The organism is Geodermatophilus chilensis (assembly GCF_002802985.1).
GTDB classification, from domain to species: Bacteria; Actinomycetota; Actinomycetes; order Mycobacteriales; family Geodermatophilaceae; genus Geodermatophilus; species Geodermatophilus chilensis.
The window spans coordinates 1-19,243 of the sequence record NZ_NVPT01000107.1; the positions used below are offsets into that span (position 1 = coordinate 1).

Annotated in this window: 20 protein-coding genes and 1 pseudogene; 9 read left to right on the plus strand and 12 right to left on the minus strand. The window is 75.5% G+C overall.

Features of this window, described 5'->3' with window-relative positions; all coding sequences use genetic code 11:
• Positions 1 to 816: 816 nt before the first annotated feature.
• Positions 817 to 1,275, minus strand: a complete 459-nt coding sequence (locus CNO22_RS17535) for a winged helix-turn-helix transcriptional regulator (protein WP_232807127.1) — start codon at positions 1,273 to 1,275, stop codon at positions 817 to 819.
• 82 nt (positions 1,276 to 1,357) lie between these two features.
• Here CNO22_RS17535 and CNO22_RS17540 point away from each other — a divergent pair, with 82 nt between their 5' ends.
• Complete coding sequence (locus tag CNO22_RS17540; protein ID WP_100500586.1) at positions 1,358 to 1,852, plus strand: GNAT family N-acetyltransferase; 495 nt, start codon at positions 1,358 to 1,360, stop codon at positions 1,850 to 1,852.
• Positions 1,853 to 1,869: 17 nt separating this feature from the next.
• A complete protein-coding gene (locus tag CNO22_RS27810) occupies positions 1,870 to 2,013 on the plus strand; it encodes a hypothetical protein (protein WP_157936995.1) in 144 nt (47 codons plus the stop codon).
• A gap of 13 nt (positions 2,014 to 2,026) precedes the next feature.
• On the opposite strand, the gene mug is transcribed toward CNO22_RS27810, so the two are convergent.
• Positions 2,027 to 2,542, minus strand: coding sequence for a G/U mismatch-specific DNA glycosylase (gene mug / locus CNO22_RS17545; RefSeq protein ID WP_198588403.1), 516 nt, complete (start codon positions 2,540 to 2,542; stop codon positions 2,027 to 2,029).
• A 101-nt stretch (positions 2,543 to 2,643) separates the two neighbouring features.
• Between mug and CNO22_RS17550 the strand changes: the two genes are divergently transcribed.
• A complete protein-coding gene (locus tag CNO22_RS17550; RefSeq protein ID WP_100500587.1) occupies positions 2,644 to 4,272 on the plus strand; it encodes a SigE family RNA polymerase sigma factor in 1,629 nt (542 codons plus the stop codon).
• Positions 4,273 to 4,287: 15 nt separating this feature from the next.
• Here CNO22_RS17550 and CNO22_RS29180 read toward each other — a convergent pair whose 3' ends face one another.
• Both CNO22_RS29180 and CNO22_RS29185 read right to left on the minus strand, forming a co-directional pair.
• The gene (locus tag CNO22_RS29180; RefSeq protein WP_232807128.1) at positions 4,288 to 4,623 is read right to left on the minus strand and encodes an MBL fold metallo-hydrolase; all 336 of its coding nucleotides are present in this window, start codon (positions 4,621 to 4,623) and stop codon (positions 4,288 to 4,290) included.
• The gene (locus tag CNO22_RS29185) at positions 4,620 to 5,201 is read right to left on the minus strand and encodes an MBL fold metallo-hydrolase (protein ID WP_232807129.1); all 582 of its coding nucleotides are present in this window, start codon (positions 5,199 to 5,201) and stop codon (positions 4,620 to 4,622) included. The genes CNO22_RS29180 and CNO22_RS29185 overlap by 4 nt, the downstream gene beginning before the upstream one ends.
• 321 nt (positions 5,202 to 5,522) lie before the next feature.
• Between CNO22_RS29185 and CNO22_RS17560 the strand changes: the two genes are divergently transcribed.
• The gene (locus CNO22_RS17560; protein ID WP_100500588.1) at positions 5,523 to 5,963 is read left to right on the plus strand and encodes a VanZ family protein; all 441 of its coding nucleotides are present in this window, start codon (positions 5,523 to 5,525) and stop codon (positions 5,961 to 5,963) included.
• A gap of 39 nt (positions 5,964 to 6,002) precedes the next feature.
• On the opposite strand, the gene CNO22_RS17565 is transcribed toward CNO22_RS17560, so the two are convergent.
• Together CNO22_RS17565 and CNO22_RS17570 are read right to left on the minus strand one after the other, a co-directional pair.
• On the minus strand, positions 6,003 to 6,674 hold the full coding sequence (locus CNO22_RS17565) for a response regulator (RefSeq protein ID WP_100500589.1): 672 nt from the start codon (positions 6,672 to 6,674) through the stop codon (positions 6,003 to 6,005).
• Positions 6,671 to 8,299: a sensor histidine kinase gene (locus tag CNO22_RS17570; RefSeq protein WP_100500590.1), complete on the minus strand. Its 1,629-nt coding sequence runs from the start codon at positions 8,297 to 8,299 to the stop codon at positions 6,671 to 6,673. Before CNO22_RS17570 ends, CNO22_RS17565 begins: the two co-directional genes overlap by 4 nt.
• Positions 8,300 to 8,451: 152 nt before the next feature.
• Between CNO22_RS17570 and CNO22_RS17575 the strand changes: the two genes are divergently transcribed.
• Positions 8,452 to 9,888 carry a cation:dicarboxylate symporter family transporter gene (locus tag CNO22_RS17575; RefSeq protein WP_100500591.1) on the plus strand — a complete coding sequence of 479 codons (1,437 nt, stop codon included), beginning with the start codon at positions 8,452 to 8,454 and terminating at the stop codon, positions 9,886 to 9,888.
• Between the two features lie 143 nt (positions 9,889 to 10,031).
• Here CNO22_RS17575 and CNO22_RS17580 read toward each other — a convergent pair whose 3' ends face one another.
• Positions 10,032 to 10,400 carry a thioredoxin family protein gene (locus CNO22_RS17580; RefSeq protein WP_100500592.1) on the minus strand — a complete coding sequence of 123 codons (369 nt, stop codon included), beginning with the start codon at positions 10,398 to 10,400 and terminating at the stop codon, positions 10,032 to 10,034.
• An 87-nt stretch (positions 10,401 to 10,487) separates the two neighbouring features.
• On the opposite strand from CNO22_RS17580, the gene CNO22_RS17585 reads away from it, so the two are divergent.
• Positions 10,488 to 10,835, plus strand: coding sequence for a UBP-type zinc finger domain-containing protein (locus tag CNO22_RS17585; protein WP_100500593.1), 348 nt, complete (start codon positions 10,488 to 10,490; stop codon positions 10,833 to 10,835).
• Between the two features lie 12 nt (positions 10,836 to 10,847).
• Here the strand turns inward: CNO22_RS17585 and CNO22_RS17590 are convergent, their stop codons facing one another.
• Positions 10,848 to 11,543 (minus strand): DUF2306 domain-containing protein, encoded by a 696-nt coding sequence (locus tag CNO22_RS17590; protein WP_198588404.1) that lies wholly within the window; start codon positions 11,541 to 11,543, stop codon positions 10,848 to 10,850.
• 73 nt (positions 11,544 to 11,616) lie between these two features.
• On the opposite strand from CNO22_RS17590, the gene CNO22_RS17595 reads away from it, so the two are divergent.
• Complete coding sequence (locus CNO22_RS17595) at positions 11,617 to 12,279, plus strand: TetR/AcrR family transcriptional regulator C-terminal domain-containing protein (RefSeq protein WP_198588405.1); 663 nt, start codon at positions 11,617 to 11,619, stop codon at positions 12,277 to 12,279.
• 194 nt (positions 12,280 to 12,473) lie between these two features.
• On the opposite strand, the gene CNO22_RS17600 is transcribed toward CNO22_RS17595, so the two are convergent.
• Positions 12,474 to 13,160, minus strand: a complete 687-nt coding sequence (locus CNO22_RS17600) for a TetR/AcrR family transcriptional regulator (RefSeq protein WP_100500595.1) — start codon at positions 13,158 to 13,160, stop codon at positions 12,474 to 12,476.
• A 163-nt stretch (positions 13,161 to 13,323) separates the two neighbouring features.
• A pseudogene (locus tag CNO22_RS29970) lies at positions 13,324 to 14,715 on the minus strand (MFS transporter).
• Between the two features lie 242 nt (positions 14,716 to 14,957).
• Between CNO22_RS29970 and CNO22_RS17610 the strand changes: the two are divergent.
• Together CNO22_RS17610 and CNO22_RS17615 are read left to right on the plus strand one after the other, a co-directional pair.
• Entirely contained in the window at positions 14,958 to 15,833 is an 876-nt protein-coding gene (locus tag CNO22_RS17610; protein ID WP_232807130.1) for a shikimate dehydrogenase, read from the plus strand.
• Complete coding sequence (locus tag CNO22_RS17615; protein ID WP_100500597.1) at positions 15,823 to 17,733, plus strand: bifunctional sugar phosphate isomerase/epimerase/4-hydroxyphenylpyruvate dioxygenase family protein; 1,911 nt, start codon at positions 15,823 to 15,825, stop codon at positions 17,731 to 17,733. Before CNO22_RS17610 ends, CNO22_RS17615 begins: the two co-directional genes overlap by 11 nt.
• Positions 17,734 to 17,826: 93 nt before the next feature.
• Here CNO22_RS17615 and CNO22_RS17620 read toward each other — a convergent pair whose 3' ends face one another.
• Positions 17,827 to 18,855 carry an ATP-dependent 6-phosphofructokinase gene (locus tag CNO22_RS17620; RefSeq protein WP_100500598.1) on the minus strand — a complete coding sequence of 343 codons (1,029 nt, stop codon included), beginning with the start codon at positions 18,853 to 18,855 and terminating at the stop codon, positions 17,827 to 17,829.
• Positions 18,856 to 19,038: 183 nt separating this feature from the next.
• Positions 19,039 to 19,243: hypothetical protein (locus CNO22_RS27815; RefSeq protein WP_232807131.1), on the minus strand; the 205-nt coding region annotated here is incomplete at its 5' end.

The window sequence follows — 19,243 nt, forward strand, 5'->3', positions numbered from 1 at the left end:
TTCGTCATGGTGGTCAAGGGTGCTCCTGTTCCAGCTGCCGGGTCAGCCCGGACAGCTATCTCAGGCCACGCCCCTTACACAGCTGATGAGACACGCCCAGCCGACCGGGTCGGTGGCGGGTACGCCGATCACCGCCGCGCACGTGCGCGACCTGCTCGCCCAGCTCGACGCCGTCGACCTCCAGGCGCCGGCCCACGGGGCGGTCGGCTTCTCCTTCACCGACGACCGCGGCGCCCTGCAAGCCGCCGCCACCCTGCGCGAACTGCGCCTGGCCGCGCGGCGGGGCTGCACCGAGCACCCGGCCGGCGACTGCGGCTGTCCGGTCATCACCGCACCGGAGCCGACCGACGCCTACGGGCCCACCGCCGCCCAGCACCGCTTCCTCACCACCCGGGACCGCACCTGCCGCCACCCCGGCTGCGACAACCGCGCCGGCTGGGCCGACGCCGACCACGTCATCCCGCACGCCGCCGGCGGCCCGACCGACTGCGCCAACCTCTGCTGCCTGTGCCGCCGCCACCACCGGCTCAAGACCTTCGCGCCGGGCTGGACCTACGCGATGACCCCCGACGGGGTCCTGACCGTCACCGCACCCAGTGGCGTCACCCGCACCAGCCGGCCACCGGGCCTGCACCTCACCGGACCCCGCGTCCTCACCCGACCACCCGACCGCCCCGAACAGCCACCACCGGGACCGGGTCCGGGCGAGGATCCACCACCGTCTGACCGACCGACCCGAGCCCCGCGGCGATGGGCGATGCCTGCCGCCGCGGGCCGGGCGGACACGGGAGTGGTCGGGCTGCTGGCAGTGGGGGGTCACCCCGCGGGGACCCGGGGCACCGGCCGGACGTCGCGGGCCCCGGAGAGCTGGTGCCCGGCCTCGCACACGAGCACCTGGTGCACCGGCTCGCCGCAGTCCCGGTGCCGCAACTCGAGGGGGACCTCGCCGTCCCCGGCCAGGTACTTGTCCCCCCAGGCCATGAGGGCGACCAGCGCCGGGTGCAGGTCGATGCCCTTCTCCGTCAGCCGGTACTCGTAGCGCTGCCGTTCCCCCTCCGCCTGGTACGGGACCCGCCGCAGGACGCCGTGGTCCACCAGCGTGTTGAGCCGGTCGGTGAGCACGGCCCTGGGTGCGCCGAGCACCCGCTGGAAGTCGGCGAACCGGCGCACGCCGAGGAACGCCTCGCGCAGCACCAGCAGGCTCCACTTCTCGCCGACGACGGCCAGCGTGCCCGCGACCGAGCACCGCGACCGGTCCCACAGGGCTTCGCTCACAGCGCCAGCATAGCGACCTGAGTTCACTTGACGAACTTCCTCGCGGAGAGCAGGGTTCATCGCACGAACCCAGGAGGTCGGGATGGACATCACCGTGGACACCAGGCCGGTGCGACCGGACGACGGCCCGCTGTTCTGCCGGCTGTGGGACCGGCTCTCCCCGGAGACGGTCTACCGGCGCTTCCACGCGCCGCTGCGCCGGCCGCCGGCCGACGCCGCCCGGCTCGTGGACGTCGACCACGACCTGCGCGAGGCGCTCGTCGCGGTCGTCGGCGGTGAGGTCGTCGGGGTGGCGCGCTACGACCGCTCCCCCAACGACCCCGCCACCGCGGACGTCGCCGTGGTCGTCGAGGACGGCTGGCAGGGCGTCGGCGTCGGCCGCCAGCTGCTCGGCGAGCTGACCGAGCTGGCCGCACGGCGTGGCGTCCGCAGCCTCACCGCCGACGTCCAGGCCGACAACGACCGCATGGTCGGGCTGGTCCGGCGACTGCTCCCCGGCGCCGTCCTCACCCCCGTCCACGGCGTCTACGCCGTGCAGAGCCCCCTGCCCAGCGCGACGGCGCCCGCCGCCGCCTGACCGAGAGAGGACCCGCCGTGTCCCGTCTGCGCACCACCATCGCCGAGCGCCGCCGCACCCGCGCCCGCCTGCGCGAGGACCGCGCCTTCGACCGGCTGCTCGCCCGGGCGCCGACCGTCGAGGCCGCCCACGAGCTGCGCGCCCTCTCGACCCGCCGCTGACCGGGACGCCCGTTCAGCCGGCATGCGCCGCGTCCCGCAGCTGTCCGTAGAGGCGGACGAGGTCGGGCAGCTGGTGGTGCGCGTTCAGCCCGCTGGGGTTGGGGACCACCCAGGTCGCCGCGCCACCGACCCGCTCCGGCTGCAGCCCGATGCCGGCGCGCGGCCGGTCGAAGCCGAGCCGGTAGGCCGTGATGCCGAGGACGGCGAGCACCCGCGGCCGGTACCGCGCCGCCAGGTCGCCCAGCGCCACGGCCCCGGCCCGCAGCTCCGCGGTGGAGAGCTCCGCGGCGGTCCGGGTCGGCCGGTCGACCACGTTGGTCACCCCGAGGCCGTGGTCGAGCAGCTGCTCGTCCTCCTCCGGCTTCAGCAGCCGCGGGGTGAGGCCCGCCCGGTGGATCGCCGGCCAGAAGCGGTTGCCCGGCCGGGCGAAGTGGTGCCCGCGCTCGGCCGACACCAGCGACGGGTTGATCCCGCAGAACAGGACGTCGAGGCCGGGGGCGATGACGTCACGCAGCGGCTTGCCCGGCACGCGACCGAGGGTAGCCAGCCTCCCCCGCCCTCTCGCCCGGTCCGGCAGCCCCGGCGACCGGCCGCGACACCGGGCACCGCGGACGGCGCACACTGGCGTGCGTGACCGAGGGTGCCGACGCGGCCTTCCGCCGCTTCGTCGCCGCCGAGCGCGACGGCCTCCTCGCCGAGGCGCTGCGGCTGACCGGGGACCCCGACCGTGCCGAGGACGCCGTCCAGTGCGCACTGGCCCGCACCCGGCAGCACTGGGGACGACGCGGTGCCGACCCCGCGACCACCGCCGCCGACGCCCTGCACGCCGCCGCGGCCCGGCGCGGGGACGGCCAGGTCCTCGAGTCGCTCGACGAGCGCCCTCGACCAGCACCCGTCCCACCCGCGCGCTGGCGGCTCGACGCCGACGCGGCCGCCACCGACGCGCTCGGCCGTGCCCGCCGGCGACGCCGCGTCCGCACGGCCGGGATCGCCGTCGCGGCCGCCGCCACCGTGGCCGCGACCGCCCTCGTCGTCCCGCAGCTCGGCACGGATCCGCCCGACCCGGGGACCGCCCAGCAGCAGGTCGCCGACGTCCCGGTGCTCACCGAGCCCACCCGCGGCTCGCTGGCCACGGACGCCGCCTTCGTCGAGGCCGCGCGCCGCGTCGACTGGGGCCCGCTCACCGCGCCCCCGGTCGCGGAGCGCCGCGTCGTCCTGGCCACCGACACCCCCGACGGCCGGGTCGTCCTGCTCGCCGGCACCGTCGACGAGGACGTCCGCGGGGTGTGGCTCACCGGCCCGGCGGGGACGGCGCCCGACCGACTGACCCCGTACGTCCCGCCGGACCTCGGCCCGTTCCGGCCGGCGTCCCTGCTGGTCGGCGGCCCCGGCCCGGCGACCCTCGTCGTCGTCACCGCCCCCGGCGACGAGGTCGAGGTCTCCCCGCGGCTGCAGGTCGGCCCGCGTGGCACGGTCAACCGCACCTACGAGCCGGTCCCGGCGGAGGACGGCCTCGCGGTCACCACCGTGCCGACGACGACCTCCGGCACCGGCACGAGCATCCGGGTGCTGCGCGACGGCCAGCCGGTGTACCGCGCCGGCGTTGCTGTCCCCACCCTGCCCACCGGAGCCGGCCCCGCGCTCCCGGCCGGCCCCGCCGACGTCCCGCCGCTGGACCCCGTGCGCCCGGTGACCACCCGGCCCGCCGACCGGCTGGTGACCGAGGCGCTCACCGGGATCGCCGTCCCGCTGGGCGTCGAGCCGGCCGAGCTCCAGCCGCAGCTGCTCTGGTCGGGCACCCTCCCGATGCCCGAGGTGCCGGGCAGCGCCGCCGTCGTCGTGGGTCGCAGCCCCGGCGGCGGCCTCGTCGTCACCACGTGGGCCGGCCAGCTCGGCAGCACCGGCGCCGGGCGCACCGTGCCCTGCGGCGTGCACACCCCACCGGGCACGACCGACGTCACCGGGCTCGTCGTGGCGCGGGTCTGCGACCTCTCCTCCCCCGAGACCGAGCCCTCCGGCGACGGCCGCTGGCTGGTCGTCACCGCGCCGGCCCCCGCCACGGCCGCCGCCGTCCTCGACGGGCGCGGCGGCGTGCTGGCGACCGTCCCGCTGCCCGACGGCGGCGGAGCGACCCTCCTCCCGACCGGTGCGCGCGACGTGCGCACCCTCGACGCGGCCGGCCGGGCCCTGGCCGAGGTGCCGATCAGCGCCGTGGCCACCGAGCCGTTCGGCGACTACGGCTCCGGCGAGGTGCGCTAGGCGTCGCGAGATCCGCTAGGCGCGGCGCGGCACCGGCACCGTCATCAGGTCCGCCGCCACCACGAGGTCGCCGGAGAAGACCGCCGCCGCCTCGTCGGCGTACCGCGACGGGTCCGGGTAGCGCTGCGAGAAGTGGGTGAGCACCAGCCGGCGCACCCCGCACTCGGCCGCCACCGTCGCCGCCTGGCGCGCGGTCAGGTGCCCGTACTCGCGGGCCAGTGCGGCGTCCTCCTCGAGGAACGTCGACTCGATCACCAGCAGGTCCGCCCCGTCGGCCAGCGCGTGGACCGCGTCGCACAGCCGGGTGTCCATCACGAAGGCGACCCGCTGCCCCGGCCGGTGGACGCTCACCTCGTCCAGCCGCACGGTCCGCCCGCCGACGTCCAGCGATCCGGAGCGCTGCAGCCGGCCGACGTCCGGGCCGGACACCCCGGCGCGGGCCAGCTCCGCGGGCAGCATCCGCCGGCCGTCGGCTCGACCAGCCGGTAGCCGAAGGACTCGACGAGGTGGTCGAGCCGGCGGGCCTCCAGCGTCCACGACGGCCCCGAGGCCACCGGCCCGTCGGTGGACAGCGGCTCCTCGCGCAGGTCGAGGACGTCGTGGAACACCGACGCGGCGCGCAGCCGGCCGAAGTACTCCCGCCCGGACGCCGGGAAGTGCGCGGCGACCGGGTGCGCGACCCGGTCCAGCGACATCCGCTGCACCACGCCGGGCACGCCCAGGCAGTGGTCGCCGTGGAAGTGCGTCAGGCAGATCCGGGTGACCGCGCTGCTCGGGACGCCGGCCAGCAGCAGCTGCCGCTGCGTGCCCTCACCGGGGTCGAACAGCAGCCCCTCGCCGTCCCAGCGCAGCAGGTAGCCGTTGTGGTTGCGGGTCCGGGTGGGCGCCTGGCTGGCGGTACCGAGGACGACGAGCTCGCGGACCGTCACGCGGCGACCCTAGGTGGCCGCGCCGACACTGCCCGGACGACGTCGACCGCAGGGACGACGACGCGCGCACGGTCCCGCTGCCCGGCTGACCGGAGCGTCGAACCCCAGTGGCCCAGAATCGCGCCGGTCCCGGGCCACTGGCGTTCAGACCTCCCCGGGGTCGTCGATGCCGGGGTACTCGAACGGGCCCTGCTGCCCACCCCGCACGGCAACGACCACGGCCGGGCGTGGATCCGGGAGTGGCAGGAGCGCACGGCCGCTCCCAGCCGACGTCCAGGCGGGTCGCAGGACCGTCCCGGCCGGGTCGGGGACGGTGGATCCATGGACGCCGACCGCCGCAGAGGACTGGACGCCGCCCTCCTGCTCGCCGCCCTCGCGGTGGCGCTGCTGACCCTCACCCCGGCCGGGGGTTCCGGCTGGGCCTGGGGCGCGCCGCTCAGCGAGCTGCACATGTACGCGACCACGCTGGAGCGCACGGCGACGCAGCTGCAGCTGGTGGGCAACCTGCTGCTCCTGGTCCCGCTCGCCGTCCTGGCGGTGCTGCGCCAGCCGCGGCTGGGCACCCCGCCGCGGCTGGCCGCGCTCGCGCTCGCCGCCGCCGGCGGGATCGAGCTGCTGCAGTGGGCGCTGCCGCTGGGCCGGGTGGTCTCGCCGGTCGACGCGGCGCTCAACGCCACCGGTGCGGTGGTCGCCGGACTGCTCGCGGCCCTGGCCGCCGGCCGGCCGGCCCGGCACCGGCTGGTCCCACTCAGCGGAGGGTGAGTACAGCTGGCGGCCGTGCTCGGCGGAGGGTGACGCGGCTCAGCGCCAGCGGTACTCCAGCTCCGGGCGGCCGGCACCGCCGTAGCGGGGGGCCCGGTCGACCAGCCCGGCGTCGGCGAGGTACTCGAGGTAGCGGCGGGCGGTGATCCGCGAGGCTCCGATGAGCTCGGCGGTCTCGGCGGCCGACAGCCCCCCGCCGGCCGCGCGGACCGCGCCGACGACGGCCTCGAGGGTCTCCCGCCCCATCCCCTTGGGCAGCGGCGCCGGCCGGCTGGGGCGCACCCCGCCGAGCACCCGGTCGACGTCGTCCTGACCCGCGGCGTCCCCGCCGGCGTGCAACCGCTGGTGGTACTCGGCGTACGCGGCCAGCCGGTCGCGCAGCGCGGGGTAGGTGAACGGCTTGAGCAGGTAGCCGACGACGCCGTGCGCGGCCGCGGCCCGCACCGTGGCCAGCTCCCGCGCCGAGGTGACGGCGAGGACGTCGACCTGCGCGCCGGCGCCGCGGATCCGCCGGCACAGGTCGATGCCGTGCCCGTCGGGCAGGTTCATGTCCAGCAGCACCAGGTCGACCTGCTGGCGGGCCAGCGCGTCGAGGGCCGCGGCCCCGGTGCCGGCGACCGCCGCGGTGGTGAAGCCCGGCGTCCGGTCGACGTAGGCGCGGTGGGCCTCGGCGGCGACCGGCTCGTCCTCCACGACCAGCACGCGGATCACCGTGGCACCGCCGGGACGCCGACGGGCAGGACGACGGTGAAGAGCGCGCCGGGGCCCGGGCGCACGGTCAGCGTGCCGCCGTGCCGCGCGACGGCCTGCGCCACCAGCGCCAGGCCCAGCCCCCGGCCGAGCCCGGTGGGCGCCGCGGTCGTCTCCTTGGTGCTCCAGCCGCGCTCGAACAGCCGCGGCAGGTCCTCCTCCCGCACACCCGGGCCGGTGTCCTCGACCCGGATCTCCAGCCGCCCGCCGTCGACCTCGGCGGCGAACTGCACCTCCCGCGGCGGGTCCCCGGCGAGCGCGGCGTCGATCGCGTTGTCCAGCAGGTTGCCGACGATCGTCACCAGGTCGCCGCCGGGGATGCCGGTCTCCCCCACCGCCGTCGCCGGGTCGACCTCCAGCAGCACGCCGCGCTCGTGCGCGGTCGCGGCCTTGCCCAGCAGCAGCGCCGCCAGGACCGGGTCGCCGACGGCGTCGACCAGCCGGTCGGTGAGCTGCTGCGCCGAGGCGAGCTGGGCGGTGGCGAAGTCGATCGCCTCCTGGGTGCGGCCGAGCTCCACCAGCGACACCGTGGTGTGCAGCCGGTTGGCCGCCTCGTGCGCCTGCGCGCGCAGCGACTCGGCGAAGGCGCGCACGCTGTCCAGCTCGCCGGTCAGCCCCTGCAGCTCGGTGTGGTCGCGCAGGGTCACCACGGCCCCGGCCGAGCGGCCCTCCGGCCGCGGCGGGGCCTGGTTCACCACCAGCACGCGGGTGCCGGTCACGTGCACCTCGTCGACGGCGGTGCGCTGCTGGCCCAGCGCCGCGGTCAGCTCCGCGGGCAGCCCCAGCTCGTCGACGTGCCGGCCGGTGGGGTCGTCGGTCAGCCCGAGCAGCCGCCGGGCCTCGTCGTTGACCAGCTGCACCCGCTGCTCGTCGTCCACCAGGAGCAGGCCCTCGCGGACGGCGTGCAGCACGGCGTGGTGGTAGTCGACCATCCGCGCCAGCTGCGTCGGGGACAGCCCGTGGGTCTGCCGGCGAAGCCGCCGGGACAGCGCGGCGCTGCCCAGGGCGCCGACGGCCAGCGTCGCGGCCGCCGTCCCCAGAATGCCGGGGACGGCGCCGGTGAGGTCCTCCCCGATCGCCTCGACGGTGACCCCGGCCGACACCACGGCCACCACGTCGCCGTCGGCGTCCACCACCGGGCCGGTGGCGCGCACCGACGGGCCGAGCGTGCCGGTGTAGGTCTCGGTGAAGGTCCGCCCCGCCAGCGCCGGGCCGATCGTGCCGATGAACGGCCTGCCGATCTGCGCCGGGTCGGGGTGGGTGAAGCGGGTGCGGTCGGGCGCCAGGACGGTGATGAACGACGTCCCGGTGTCGGCCCGGACCTCCTCGACGTAGGGCTGCAGCACCGCGGTCGGGTCCGGGCCGGTCACCGCCGAGCGCACCAGCGGCGAGTCGGCGAGGCCGGCCACGATCGCGGTGGTCTCCTCCTCGGCCGCCTCCCGCACCGCCTGCCGGGCCTGGAGGTAGGCGACGGCGGTCATGGTGAGGACGACGACGGCGACCACCAGCGCCTGGAGGAGCAGGAGCCGCCGGGCCAGGCTCGCGTCGCCGCTGCGGCGGTGCGAGAGCGGGGCGGGGACGCGCACGTCAGCGAGTGTGACGCGTCCGTCCGCCGCTGCCGCGACCGGCGTGTACGCAATGAACGAATGCGTGACGGCTGTCACCGCGGCGCGCACCGTCTCCGTACCGGCCCTCTCCTCGGGCCACCCCCATCCCCCCGTACTCCCCAGGAGCAGTCATGGCCTCAGGCACCGTCGCCGACGCGCCGCCGCCCGCGAAGCGGCGGGACCGGACCCACTGGCTCTACCTCGCGGTCATCGGCGCGGTCCTCGCCGGCATCGCCGTCGGGTTCGTCTTCCCCGAGTTCGCCGCCTCGCTCAAGTGGCTCGGCACGGCGTTCGTCGCGCTGATCAAGATGATCATCGCGCCGGTCATCTTCTGCACGATCGTGCTCGGCATCGGCGCCATCCGGCAGGCGGCCAAGGTCGGCCGCATCGGCGGCCTGGCGCTGGGCTACTTCCTGCTGATGTCGACCGTCGCCCTGGCGATCGGCCTCGTCGTCGGCAACATCCTGCACCCCGGTGACGGCCTGCAGCTGTCCGAGGAGCTGCGCGGCCGCGGCTCCGAGCTGGCCGAGACCGCCGAGGAGTCCGGCGGGACGACCGACTTCATCCTCGGCATCATCCCGACCACCCTGGTCTCGGCGCTGACCGAGGGCTCGGTGCTGCAGGCGCTGCTGGTCGCCCTGCTCGTCGGGTTCGCCATCCAGGCCATGGGCCGCAGCGGCGAGCCGATCCTGCGCGCGGTGGGCCACTTCCAGAAGCTGGTCTTCCGCATCCTCGCCATGATCATGTGGGTGGCACCGATCGGCGCCTTCGGCGCCATCGCCGCCGTCGTGGGGGAGACCGGGATCGACGCGCTGACGAGCCTCGCGATCATCATGCTGGGCTTCTACGCCACCTGTGCGGTGTTCGTCTTCGTCGTCCTGGGCCTGCTGCTGCGCCTGGTCGCCGGGATCAACGTCTTCGCGCTGCTCAAGTACCTGGGCCGCGAGTTCCTGCTGATCATCTCCACCTCGTCGTCGGAGACCGCGCTGCCGCGGCTGATCGCCAAGATGGAGCACGCCGGTGTCAGCCAGCCGGTCGCCGGCATCGTCGTCCCGACGGGGTACTCCTTCAACCTCGACGGCACCGCCATCTACCTGACGATGGCCTCGCTGTTCATCGCCGAGGCGCTCGGCGACCCGCTGTCGGTCGGCGAGCAGATCGGGCTGCTGCTCTTCATGATCATCGCCTCGAAGGGCGCCGCCGGGGTCACCGGCGCGGGCCTGGCCACGCTGGCCGGCGGCCTCTCCGCGCACCGCCCGGACCTGCTGGACGGCGTCGGCCTGATCGTCGGCATCGACCGGTTCATGTCCGAGGCGCGGGCGGTGACCAACTTCGCGGGCAACGCGATCGCCACCGTCCTGATCGCCACCTGGACGAGGGAGCTCGACCGCGAGCAGCTGTCCGCGGCGCTGTCGGGCAGCAGCCCCTTCGACGAGGCGACCATGCTCGACGACGGCCACGGCGGCCCGTCCGACGCCGAGCTGCCGGCCGACGCGACCAACGCCGGCCCCGGCCAGCGGGACGCCGGGGACGCCCAGCGCGGGCTCGCGGAGTCCTCGGTGCGCTGACGCAGGCGCACCCCGGCGCCAGGGGGTGTCCGGCCCGACCACGGGCCGGACACCCCCTGTGTCGTCTCAGGAGTGCGCGGCGTGCCCGTGGGCGTGCACGGCGCCCCGGGCGCTGCCGTCGGCCGTGGCTCAGCGGCGGTGGCTCAGCGGCGGTGGACCGGCGCGGGGAAGGTCTCGCGGACGGCGACCATGTCGAGCCCGCGGATGGTGGCGATGAGCAGCTCGACGGAGTCCTCGGGCAGCCAGCCGGGCTCGGCGAACACCGGCACGCCGTCGCGGAACACCATCAGGCTCGGCGCCCGCTTCACCCCGACCGCGGCGGCCAGCGCCGGCTCGGCGGGCAGGTCCACGGTCGTGAAGCGCAGGTCCGGGTGGCGCTGCGCGGCGGCGTCGAAGACCTGCGCGAACGCGCGGCTCGACCCGGACCCCGCGTCGCGGAAGTCGACCAGCACGATGCCCGCGGCCTGCGTCGCCGCCGCGAAGTCTTTCCCGGACAGGCTCGTCGTCCCCATGCTGACCTCCGTCCCCCCGACCGAGTGTGCCCCGCCGGCTCCGCGACGGCTTCCGGGGACCGGGCGCCGTCCCTACCGTGGGCAGCCGTGGACACGACCGCCGCGATCGACCCCTCGGTGCCGCCCAGCGGGACCGGCTGCGTGGAGTGCGAGGCCACGGGCGGGTGGTGGTTCCACCTGCGCCGGTGCGCCCGGTGCGGGCACGTCGGTTGCTGCGACTCCTCGCCCTCCCGGCACGCCCGTCGGCACGCGGCCGAGACCGGGCACCCGGTCGTCCGCAGCTACGAGCCGGGCGAGAGCTGGTTCTGGGACTTCATCCGCGAGGACTTCGTCCCGGGGCCGGAGCTCGCGCCGCCGGAGCACCGCCCGTGGGACCAGCCGGCACCCGGGCCGCGCGGCCGGGTCCCCGCCGACTGGCTGTCCCACCTGCACTGAGCCCCGCCCGGCTCAGCCCAGCTGGTCGGCCGCCACCGGCGTGCTCGCCCGGCGCGGCGACGGGAGAGCCCGGACGGGCCTCGCGGGCCGCCGGCGCAGCGCCCACTCGGTCACGGCCAGGTTGACGACCCAGCCGGCGAGCATCAGCAGCACCCGCGGCTGTCCGCTCGGCTGGTCCACCAGCAGCATCCAGGGCAGGTGGGTCAGGACCTGGGTGCCCGCGCCGAGACCGATCGCGTAGGCGCGGGCCATCCAGGCACGGTGGCCCGCGACGTCCCGACGCCGGATCGCGGCGACGCCGAGCACGATGCAGCCGGCCATCGCGACCCCGAAGACGAGCCGGATCGGCGTCAGCAGCACATCGTCGATGGGCGGGCGGGGGAAGAACAGGGTCATCCACACGCCCGACAGCGCGGCGGCCAGGCCGCACAGGACGAGCAGCCGCCCGGCGACGCGGTGCCAGCCGGGCCGCCGGCGGCGGAACCGGGGGGCGAACTGCAGCGCCCCGAGCAGGCAGTAGACGGTGGCGCCGACGACGTGCACCAGCACGGGGACCGGCGAGGCGAGGAACCGGGCGTTGTCGGCCGTGACCTCCGCCCCTCCGGTGAGCTCGCCGACCCGGGCGGCGCCGGCGAGCACCGGGACGGCGCTGAGCAGTACCAGGCCGGCGGGGACCAGCCACTGCCGCGGACCGGGGGAGGTGGTCACGGGGTCACTCCTCGGCGCAATGAGGCGTACGGCGTACACCTCCATGCCCGAACCGTAGGTGTACAGTGTACACGTGTCAAGCCCCGCACCGCGTCCCCGGCTGAACCGGGACCGGGTGCTGCGCGCCGCCGTCACGCTCGCCGACGAGGTCGGTATCGACGCGCTGAGCATGCGGTCGCTGGCGCAGCGGATCGGCGTGGTGCCGATGGCGCTGTACAAGCACGTGGCCAACAAGGAGGAGCTGCTCGACGGCATGGTCGACGTCATCGTCGGCGACATCGACCTCCCGACGCCGGGCGCCGACTGGAAGGCCGCCGTCCGGGAGCGGGTGCTCGCCGCCCGGGCCTCGCTGCTGCGGCATCCCTGGGCGGCCCGGGTGATCGAGTCGCGCACCTCGGCCTCACCGGTGGTGCTCGACCACATGGAGGCCCTCGTCGCGGCGTTCCGGGCCGGCGGTTTCTCCGTCGACCTCACCCACCACGCGATGCACGCCCTGGGCACCCGGATGTGGGGCTTCACCCAGGAGGTGTTCCCGACGCCGGCGCAGCCCGCGGACGCCGACGCCCGGGCGGCGATGCTCGGCCGGTTCGCCGCGCGGTACCCCTCCATCGTCGAGATGGCCTCGACCACCGGAGGCTGCGACGACCAGTTCGAGTTCGAGTTCGCGATCGACCTGCTGCTCGACGGGTTCGAGCGGCTCCACCAGCAGGGCTGGACCTCCGCCGAGCGGTCCTGAGAGGTGACACGGCGTCCCCGCGGCGATGGCACTGCAATGCGTGGGGACCGCGGTGGCCGACCGCGCTCATCGAGATCGCCGGCGCCGGACGCGCCCCACCGGAGACGCCTCGCGTCCGCCCTCCAGGCCGCACGTCGCGCGGGGGGCGACCATGCGGCGCCACAGGTGCACGCCGCCCCCTGGGTGCGCCGGGTTCAGCGGGCGGTGAGGTAGGCGACGACGAGGTCGCCGAGCATCCGGCGCTGCTGCTCGCGACGCTCGGGGTCGAGCATGTCCCGGCCGAACAGGGCGCGCCAGGTGTACCGGTTCGCGGTGCGGTAGATGCAGAAGCCGCTGATCACCTGGTGCACGTCCAGCGCCTCCACGTCGTCCCGGAAGACGCCGGCCTCCCGCCCGCGGGCGAGGATGCGCCCGAGGACGTCGAGGGCGCGGGTGTTGAGGTTGGACAGCCGCTCGGAGCGGGCGATGTGCTCGGCGCGGTGGATGTTCTCGATGCTGACCAGCCGGATGAAGTCCGGGTGCGCCTCGTGGTGGTCGAAGGTCAGCCCGGCCAGCGCGCGGATGGCCTCGACCGGGTCCAGGTGCTCGACGTCAAGCCGCTGCTCCAGGCCGCGGATCCGGCTGTAGGACCGCTCGAGGGCGGCGACGTAGAGCTGCTCCTTGCCGCCGAAGTAGTAGTAGATCATCCGCTTGGTCGTGCTGGTCTTGGCGGCGATCTCGTCGACCCGCGCCCCGGCGTAGCCCCGGTCGGCGAACTCCTTGGTGGCCACGTCGAGGATCTCGGCGCGGGTGCGCTCGGCGTCCCGCTGCCGCGGCGGATCGGGGACGGCCGCGACCGAGGGGGCGGGCTCGTCAGGCAGCGGCTGGGCGGCGGACGACACGGCTGCGGACCTCTTCACGTCGGTGGGCTGACCCCGAGCCTAGGAGGCGGACGGCGTTCCCGGGCGGGTCGACCGGCCGCCCGTGCCCGCCCCTCGAGGAAGGCCGGCGGCCCGGGCCGACAGGAGTCGGCCCGGGCCGCCGGGTGGGAGGTGCGGGTGCGGGTCAGACGGAGGCGCGGATGCGCTCGTACTCCTCGCGCGGCACCACGGGGGCGTCGTCGCGGCCCAGGTCGTTCATGTGCACCCGGTGGGTCTCCCGGGCCGACCAGGCGGCCGTCGCCGCGATGATCCCGATGCCGAAGGTGATGCTGCCGACGATGAGCGGCACGTTCGTCCCACCCGGGGCCACGACCGCGTAGAGGGCGGGGAGGAACGCGGTGATCATCGTGCCCAGGTTCTGCGACACCGCGAAAGCCGTGACGCGGGTCCGGGTCGGGAAGAGCTCCTGGTAGAAGGCCGGGAACACCGCGTTGTAGCCCTGGTAGACCACGCCCCACATGAGGACCGCCAGCACGAAGGCCAGCGTCACGTTGCTCTGGCTGATCGCGTAGAGGTAGGCGAAGGACAGCGCCGTCGACCCCAGCGCGCCGACGATGATGCACGGCCGGCGGCCGATGCGGTCGGACAGGTTGCCGACGAACGGGATGAGCAGGACGGCGACCGCGTTGCCGACCACAGAGATCCACAGGTAGGTGGTGGTGCTCATGCCGATGCCGTACGCCTCCTCATTGGTGGCGTAGGTGGCGCCGAACACGGTGGCCGCCACCGGGACGGCGTTCATCAGCGCCATGCAGACCACTCGCAGCATGTCCGAGCCGCTCTCCTTGACCGCCTGGACGATCGGGGCCTTGGGCACCTCGCCGTGGACGACCTCCTCCTGGAACGCCGGGGTCTCGTCGACCCGGCGCCGGATGACGTAGCCGGCGACGACCACGAGCGCGGAGAGCAGGAACGGGATGCGCCAGCCCCAGGACAGGAACTACCCCTCGGGGAGCACGGCCGCCAGCGGCAGGAAGACTGCGGCGGCGAGGATCTGCCCGGCCTGCACGCCCTGCAGGGTGTAGCTGGCGTAGTAGCCGCGCCGGCCGAAGGGAGCGTGCTCGACGATCATCGCGCTGGCGCCGGAGATCTCCCCGCCGACGGCGAAGCCCTGCACCAGCCGCAGCACCACCAGCAGTGCCGGCGCCAGCAGCCCCACCTGGTCATAGGTGGGCAGCAGCGCGACGAGGAACGTGGACACGCCCATCAGCAGCATGCACAGCACCAGCACGTTCTTGCGCCCGTGGGTGTCACCCCAGTGGCCCAGCACGAACGCCCCGAGCGGCCGGGCGACGTAGCCCACCCCGAAGGTGGCCAGCGAGATGATCACGCCGATCTGCGGGTCGGACTCCGCGAAGAAGATCGTCGGGAACACCAGGGCGGCGGCCTGGGCGTAGATGAAGAAGTCGTAGTACTCCAGCGCGCTGCCCATCCAGCCGCTGGCCGCGGCCTTCTTGGGCGTCTTCTGGAACTCGCGGGGCTCGTGCGAGCCCGGCTCGGCCACTGCGTCGCGCATCGGTCCTCCTGGGAGGGAAGGGGGGGTGCGCCGGCGGGCGCGGGACGGGGTGCTCGGTGCAGAGCGAGCGTGGTGACGAGCACCACGCCGCAATGAACTACTTGGTACATTAGCGTGGCGTGCAGCATAAGCCCCTATTCCCGGACGGTTCCGGACCGTCGGCGGAGGCTGGTGCGGAGCGGCTCGATGTGGTCTGCTGCACAGCAACTCACCAACTGGTACATAACGGAGGCGGTCCCGTGGTGGACGACGCGCAGGGTGTCCTGGTCGGTCTGGTCGGCAGCGGCATCGGCCCCTCGCTGTCCCCACCGCTGCACGAGCGCGAGGCCGACGAGCTGGGCCTGCGCTACCTCTACCGGCGCCTGGACCTCGACCGGCTGCAGCGGCCGGCGTCGGCGATCGGCGAGATCCTCGCCGCCGTCCGGCTGGCCGGGTACGACGGGCTCAACGTCACCCACCCCTGCAAGCAGGTGGTGCTCGAGCACCTCGACGAGCTCTCCCCCGACGCCGCGGCCCTCGGTGCGGTGAACACCGTCGTCCTCCGCGACGGCCGGGCGGTCGGGCACAACACCGACTGGTCCGGCTTCGCCCGCGCCTTCGACCGCGGCCTACCCGAGGCCGCGCTCGGGCGGGTGGTGCTGCTCGGCGCCGGGGGCGCCGGCGCCGCGGTCGGGCACGCGCTACTGACCCTCGGCACCCACCGGCTGACCGTCCTCGACGTGGACGGCGCGCGGGCGGGCGAGCTGGCCGGCGCACTGGGCGAGCGCTTCGGCGCCGACCGCGCGGAGGGCGGCGACCTCGGCGCGCTGCCGGCCGCCCTCGCCCGCGCCGACGGGCTGGTGCACGCCACGCCCACCGGCATGGCCGCCCATCCGGGCCTGCCGCTGGACGCCGGCCTGCTGCGCCCGGAGCTGTGGGTGGCCGACATCGTCTACCGGCCGCTGGAGACCGCGCTGGTCCGCACCGCCCGCGAGCTCGGCTGCCGGGTGCTCGACGGCGGCGGCATGGCGGTGTTCCAGGCCGTCGGCGCCTTCCGGTTGTTCACCGGTGTCGAACCCGACGCCGACCGGATGCTGGCCCACTTCACCGAGCTGGTCTCCGACGCCCGTGTCCGCTGAAGGAGGACCTCCTGCTCCCCACGGTGCCCGGCGGGGGGCCACGGGACGGGGCCGTCGCGCGATCGCGACCGTCTGCCTCTCCGGCACCCTCGAGGACAAGATCGCCGCGGCGGCCGCCGCCGGCTTCGACGGCATCGAGGTCTTCGAGCCCGACCTGGTCGCCTCCCCGTGGTCCCCCGCCGAGCTGGCCGCCCGCTGCGCCGACCTGGGCCTGTCGATCGACCTCTACCAGCCCTTCCGCGACCTGGACTCCACCGATCCCGACCGCTTCGCCCGCAACCTGCGGCGGGCCGAGCACAAGTTCGACGTCATGGCCGCGCTCGGCGTCGACACCGTGCTGGTCTGCTCCTCGGTCGCCCCGGACGCCGTCGAGGACGCCGACCGGCTGGCCGGGCAGCTGGCCACCGCCGCCGCCCGCGCCGGCGAGCGCGGCCTGCGGATCGCCTACGAGGCCCTGGCCTGGGGCCGGCACGTCTCCACCTGGGAGCGGTCCTGGGACGCCGTCCGGCGCGCGGACTCCCCCGCCCTCGGGCTGTGCCTGGACAGCTTCCACGTGCTCTCCCGCGGCGGCGACCCCGCCGGCTTCGCCGCCGTCCCCAGGGAGAAGCTGTTCTTCCTGCAGCTGGCCGACGCGCCGCGGCTGGCCATGGACGTGCTGCAGTGGAGCCGCCACCACCGCCTGTTCCCCGGCCAGGGCGCCTTCGACCTCCCCGGCTTCGTCGCCGCGGTGCTCGCCACCGACTACGCCGGGCCGCTGTCGCTCGAGGTGTTCAACGACGTCTACCGGCAGGCCGACCCGGCCCGGACGGCGGTGGACGCGATGCGCTCGCTGCAGTGGCTGGAGGAGGCGCTGGCGCTCCGCGACCCGGCGTCCGGCCTGATCCCGCCCCCGGCCGCGCCGGCGCTGTCGGGCTGGTCGTTCACCGAGCTCGGCGTCGACGGCGTCTCCGGCCCGCGGGCGGCCGAGGTGCTCGCCGCGCTCGGCTTCACCCACACCGGCCAGCACCGCTCGAAGCCGGTGCAGCTGTGGGAGCAGGGCCGCGCGCGGGTGCTGCTCAACGCGTCGGTGGTCCGGCCCGCCGGGCCCGGGGTGGCGTCCGTGGCTGCGCTCGGCCTGGAGAGCGCCGACCCCGGCCGCTCGGCCGCCCGCGCGGAGGCGATGAGCGCCCCGGTCCTCCCCCGCACCCGCGGCGCCGCCGAGGCCGAGCTGTCGGCCGTGGCCGCGCCCGACGGCACCCAGGTCTTCTTCACCCGCACCGTGCCCGACGGGTGGCCGGCCGACTTCCTGCCCACCGGGGAGCACGCGGGGCCCGGCGCGGGGATCACCTGCGTCGACCACGTGGGGCTGACCCAGCCGTTCGACTCCTTCGACGAGGCGGGGCTGTTCTACCGGGCCGTGCTGGGGCTCGACCCGCAGGAGGTCACCGAGCTGGCCGCCCCCTTCGGCCTGGTGCGCACCCGCGCGGTCACAGACCCGGCGCGGTCCGTGCGGCTGGCGCTGTCGGCCGCGACGCTGCGCCGGGGCGGCTGGGCGCCCGGCGTCCCCGAGCCGCAGTACGTCGCCCTGGCCACCGACGACCTGGTTGCCACCGCCCGTGCCCTGCGGGACGCCGGGGCGCCCCTGCTACCGCTGCCCGCCAACTACGCCGACGACCTCGAGGCCCGCTTCGACCTGCCCGCCGACCTGCTCGCGGCGGTCCGGGCGCACGGGCTGATGTACGAGGAGGACGGCGCCGGCGGCTACCTGCACCTGGCCACCGAGGTGCTCGGCGACCGGGTCTTCTTCGAGGTCGTGCAGCGCCTGGGCGGCTACGACGGCTACGGCACCGCCGACGCGCCGGTGCGGATGGCCGCCCACCGCCGCCGGCGCCAGGCGGCACCCGCCCCCGCCGCGCGATGACCCGCGCGGCGGGTCCCGCGCGGCCGAGCCACGAGATCGGCGCTCTCGTGGCGATCAGCCGCCGATGGCCACGAGACCGCCGATCTCGCCGGCTCAGCCGGTGAAGGCGAGGGTCTCCGCCAGCCGGGAGGGCGTCACGGTCTTCAGCCGCGCGACGGCGTCACGCAGCGGCACCAGCTCGATCTCGGTGCCGCGCAGCGCCACCATCTGACCGACCTGACCCTCGTGCGCGGCCACGGTGGCGTGCAGGCCGAAGCGGGTGGCCAGCACCCGGTCGAAGGAGGTCGGGGTGCCGCCGCGCTGGACGTGACCGAGCACGGTGGTGCGCACCTCCTTGCCGGTGCGCCGCTCCAGCTCCTCGCCGAGCTGCTGCGCCACCCCGGTGAACCGCTTGTGCCCGTACTCGTCGACGCCGCCGTCGCGGACCAGCATCGTGCCGGGCAGCGGCTGCGCACCCTCGGCGACGACGCCGATCACGTGCGAGTCGCCGCGCGCGAAGCGGTCCTCGACGATCTTGGCCACCTCGGCGACGTCGAAGGGCTCCTCGGGCACCAGCGTCAGGTGCGCGCCGGCGGCCAGGCCCGCGTGCAGGGCGATCCAGCCGGCGTGCCGGCCCATGACCTCCACCAGCAGCACCCGCTGGTGCGACTCGGCGGTGGTGTGCAGCCGGTCGATCATCTCCGTGGCGATGCTGACCGCGGTGTCGAAGCCGAAGGTCAGGTCGGTGCAGTCGATGTCGTTGTCGATGGTCTTGGGGATGCCGACCACCGGGACGCCGGACTCCGACAGCAGGTGGGCGGCGGTGAGCGTGCCCTCACCGCCGATCGGGATGAGCACGTCGACCCCGTGGGCGGCCAGCACGGCCTTCATGTCCTCGAGGCCCGCGTGCAGCTTCTCCGGCGCCACCCGGGCCGAGCCCAGGGTCGTGCCGCCGCGGGTGAGCAGGCCGTCCACGGCGGCGACGTCCAGCGGCGTCGTCCGGTCCTCGAGCAGGCCGCGCCAGCCGTCGCGGAAACCGATCACCGAGCTGCCGTACTGGGTCGTCGCGGTGCGGACGACCGAGCGGATGACGGCGTTGAGGCCGGGGCAGTCGCCCCCGCCGGTCAGGACACCGATGCGCACCGGCTGTCTCCCTGGGGTCGTGGGCCGGGTCGCCGTCGACCATACGTCATGACGACATGACGACGCCACGACACGTCGGCGTGCGGGTCCCAGTGTGCCCCGACCGCGCTCGCGGCCCCGCGCGCGCACCCCACCGGCCCCCTGCGTCCCACGGGCCCCGACCGGGCCGGCGCAGGACGGCGGTCACGCCGGGTCGCCCTCCTCGGTCGTGGTGCCCGCCGTCGTGTCCTCGTCGGTCGTACCGGGCGGGACGGCGCTGCCGCCCCCCATGCCGGGCGGGAGGCCGCGGCCGCCGTCGGACCAGGGCGGGGTGTCGGGGACGCCGTCCCCGTCGACGTCCGGCTCCGCCACGCCGGTCCGGGTCGTCGCTGTCTCCTTATACACATCT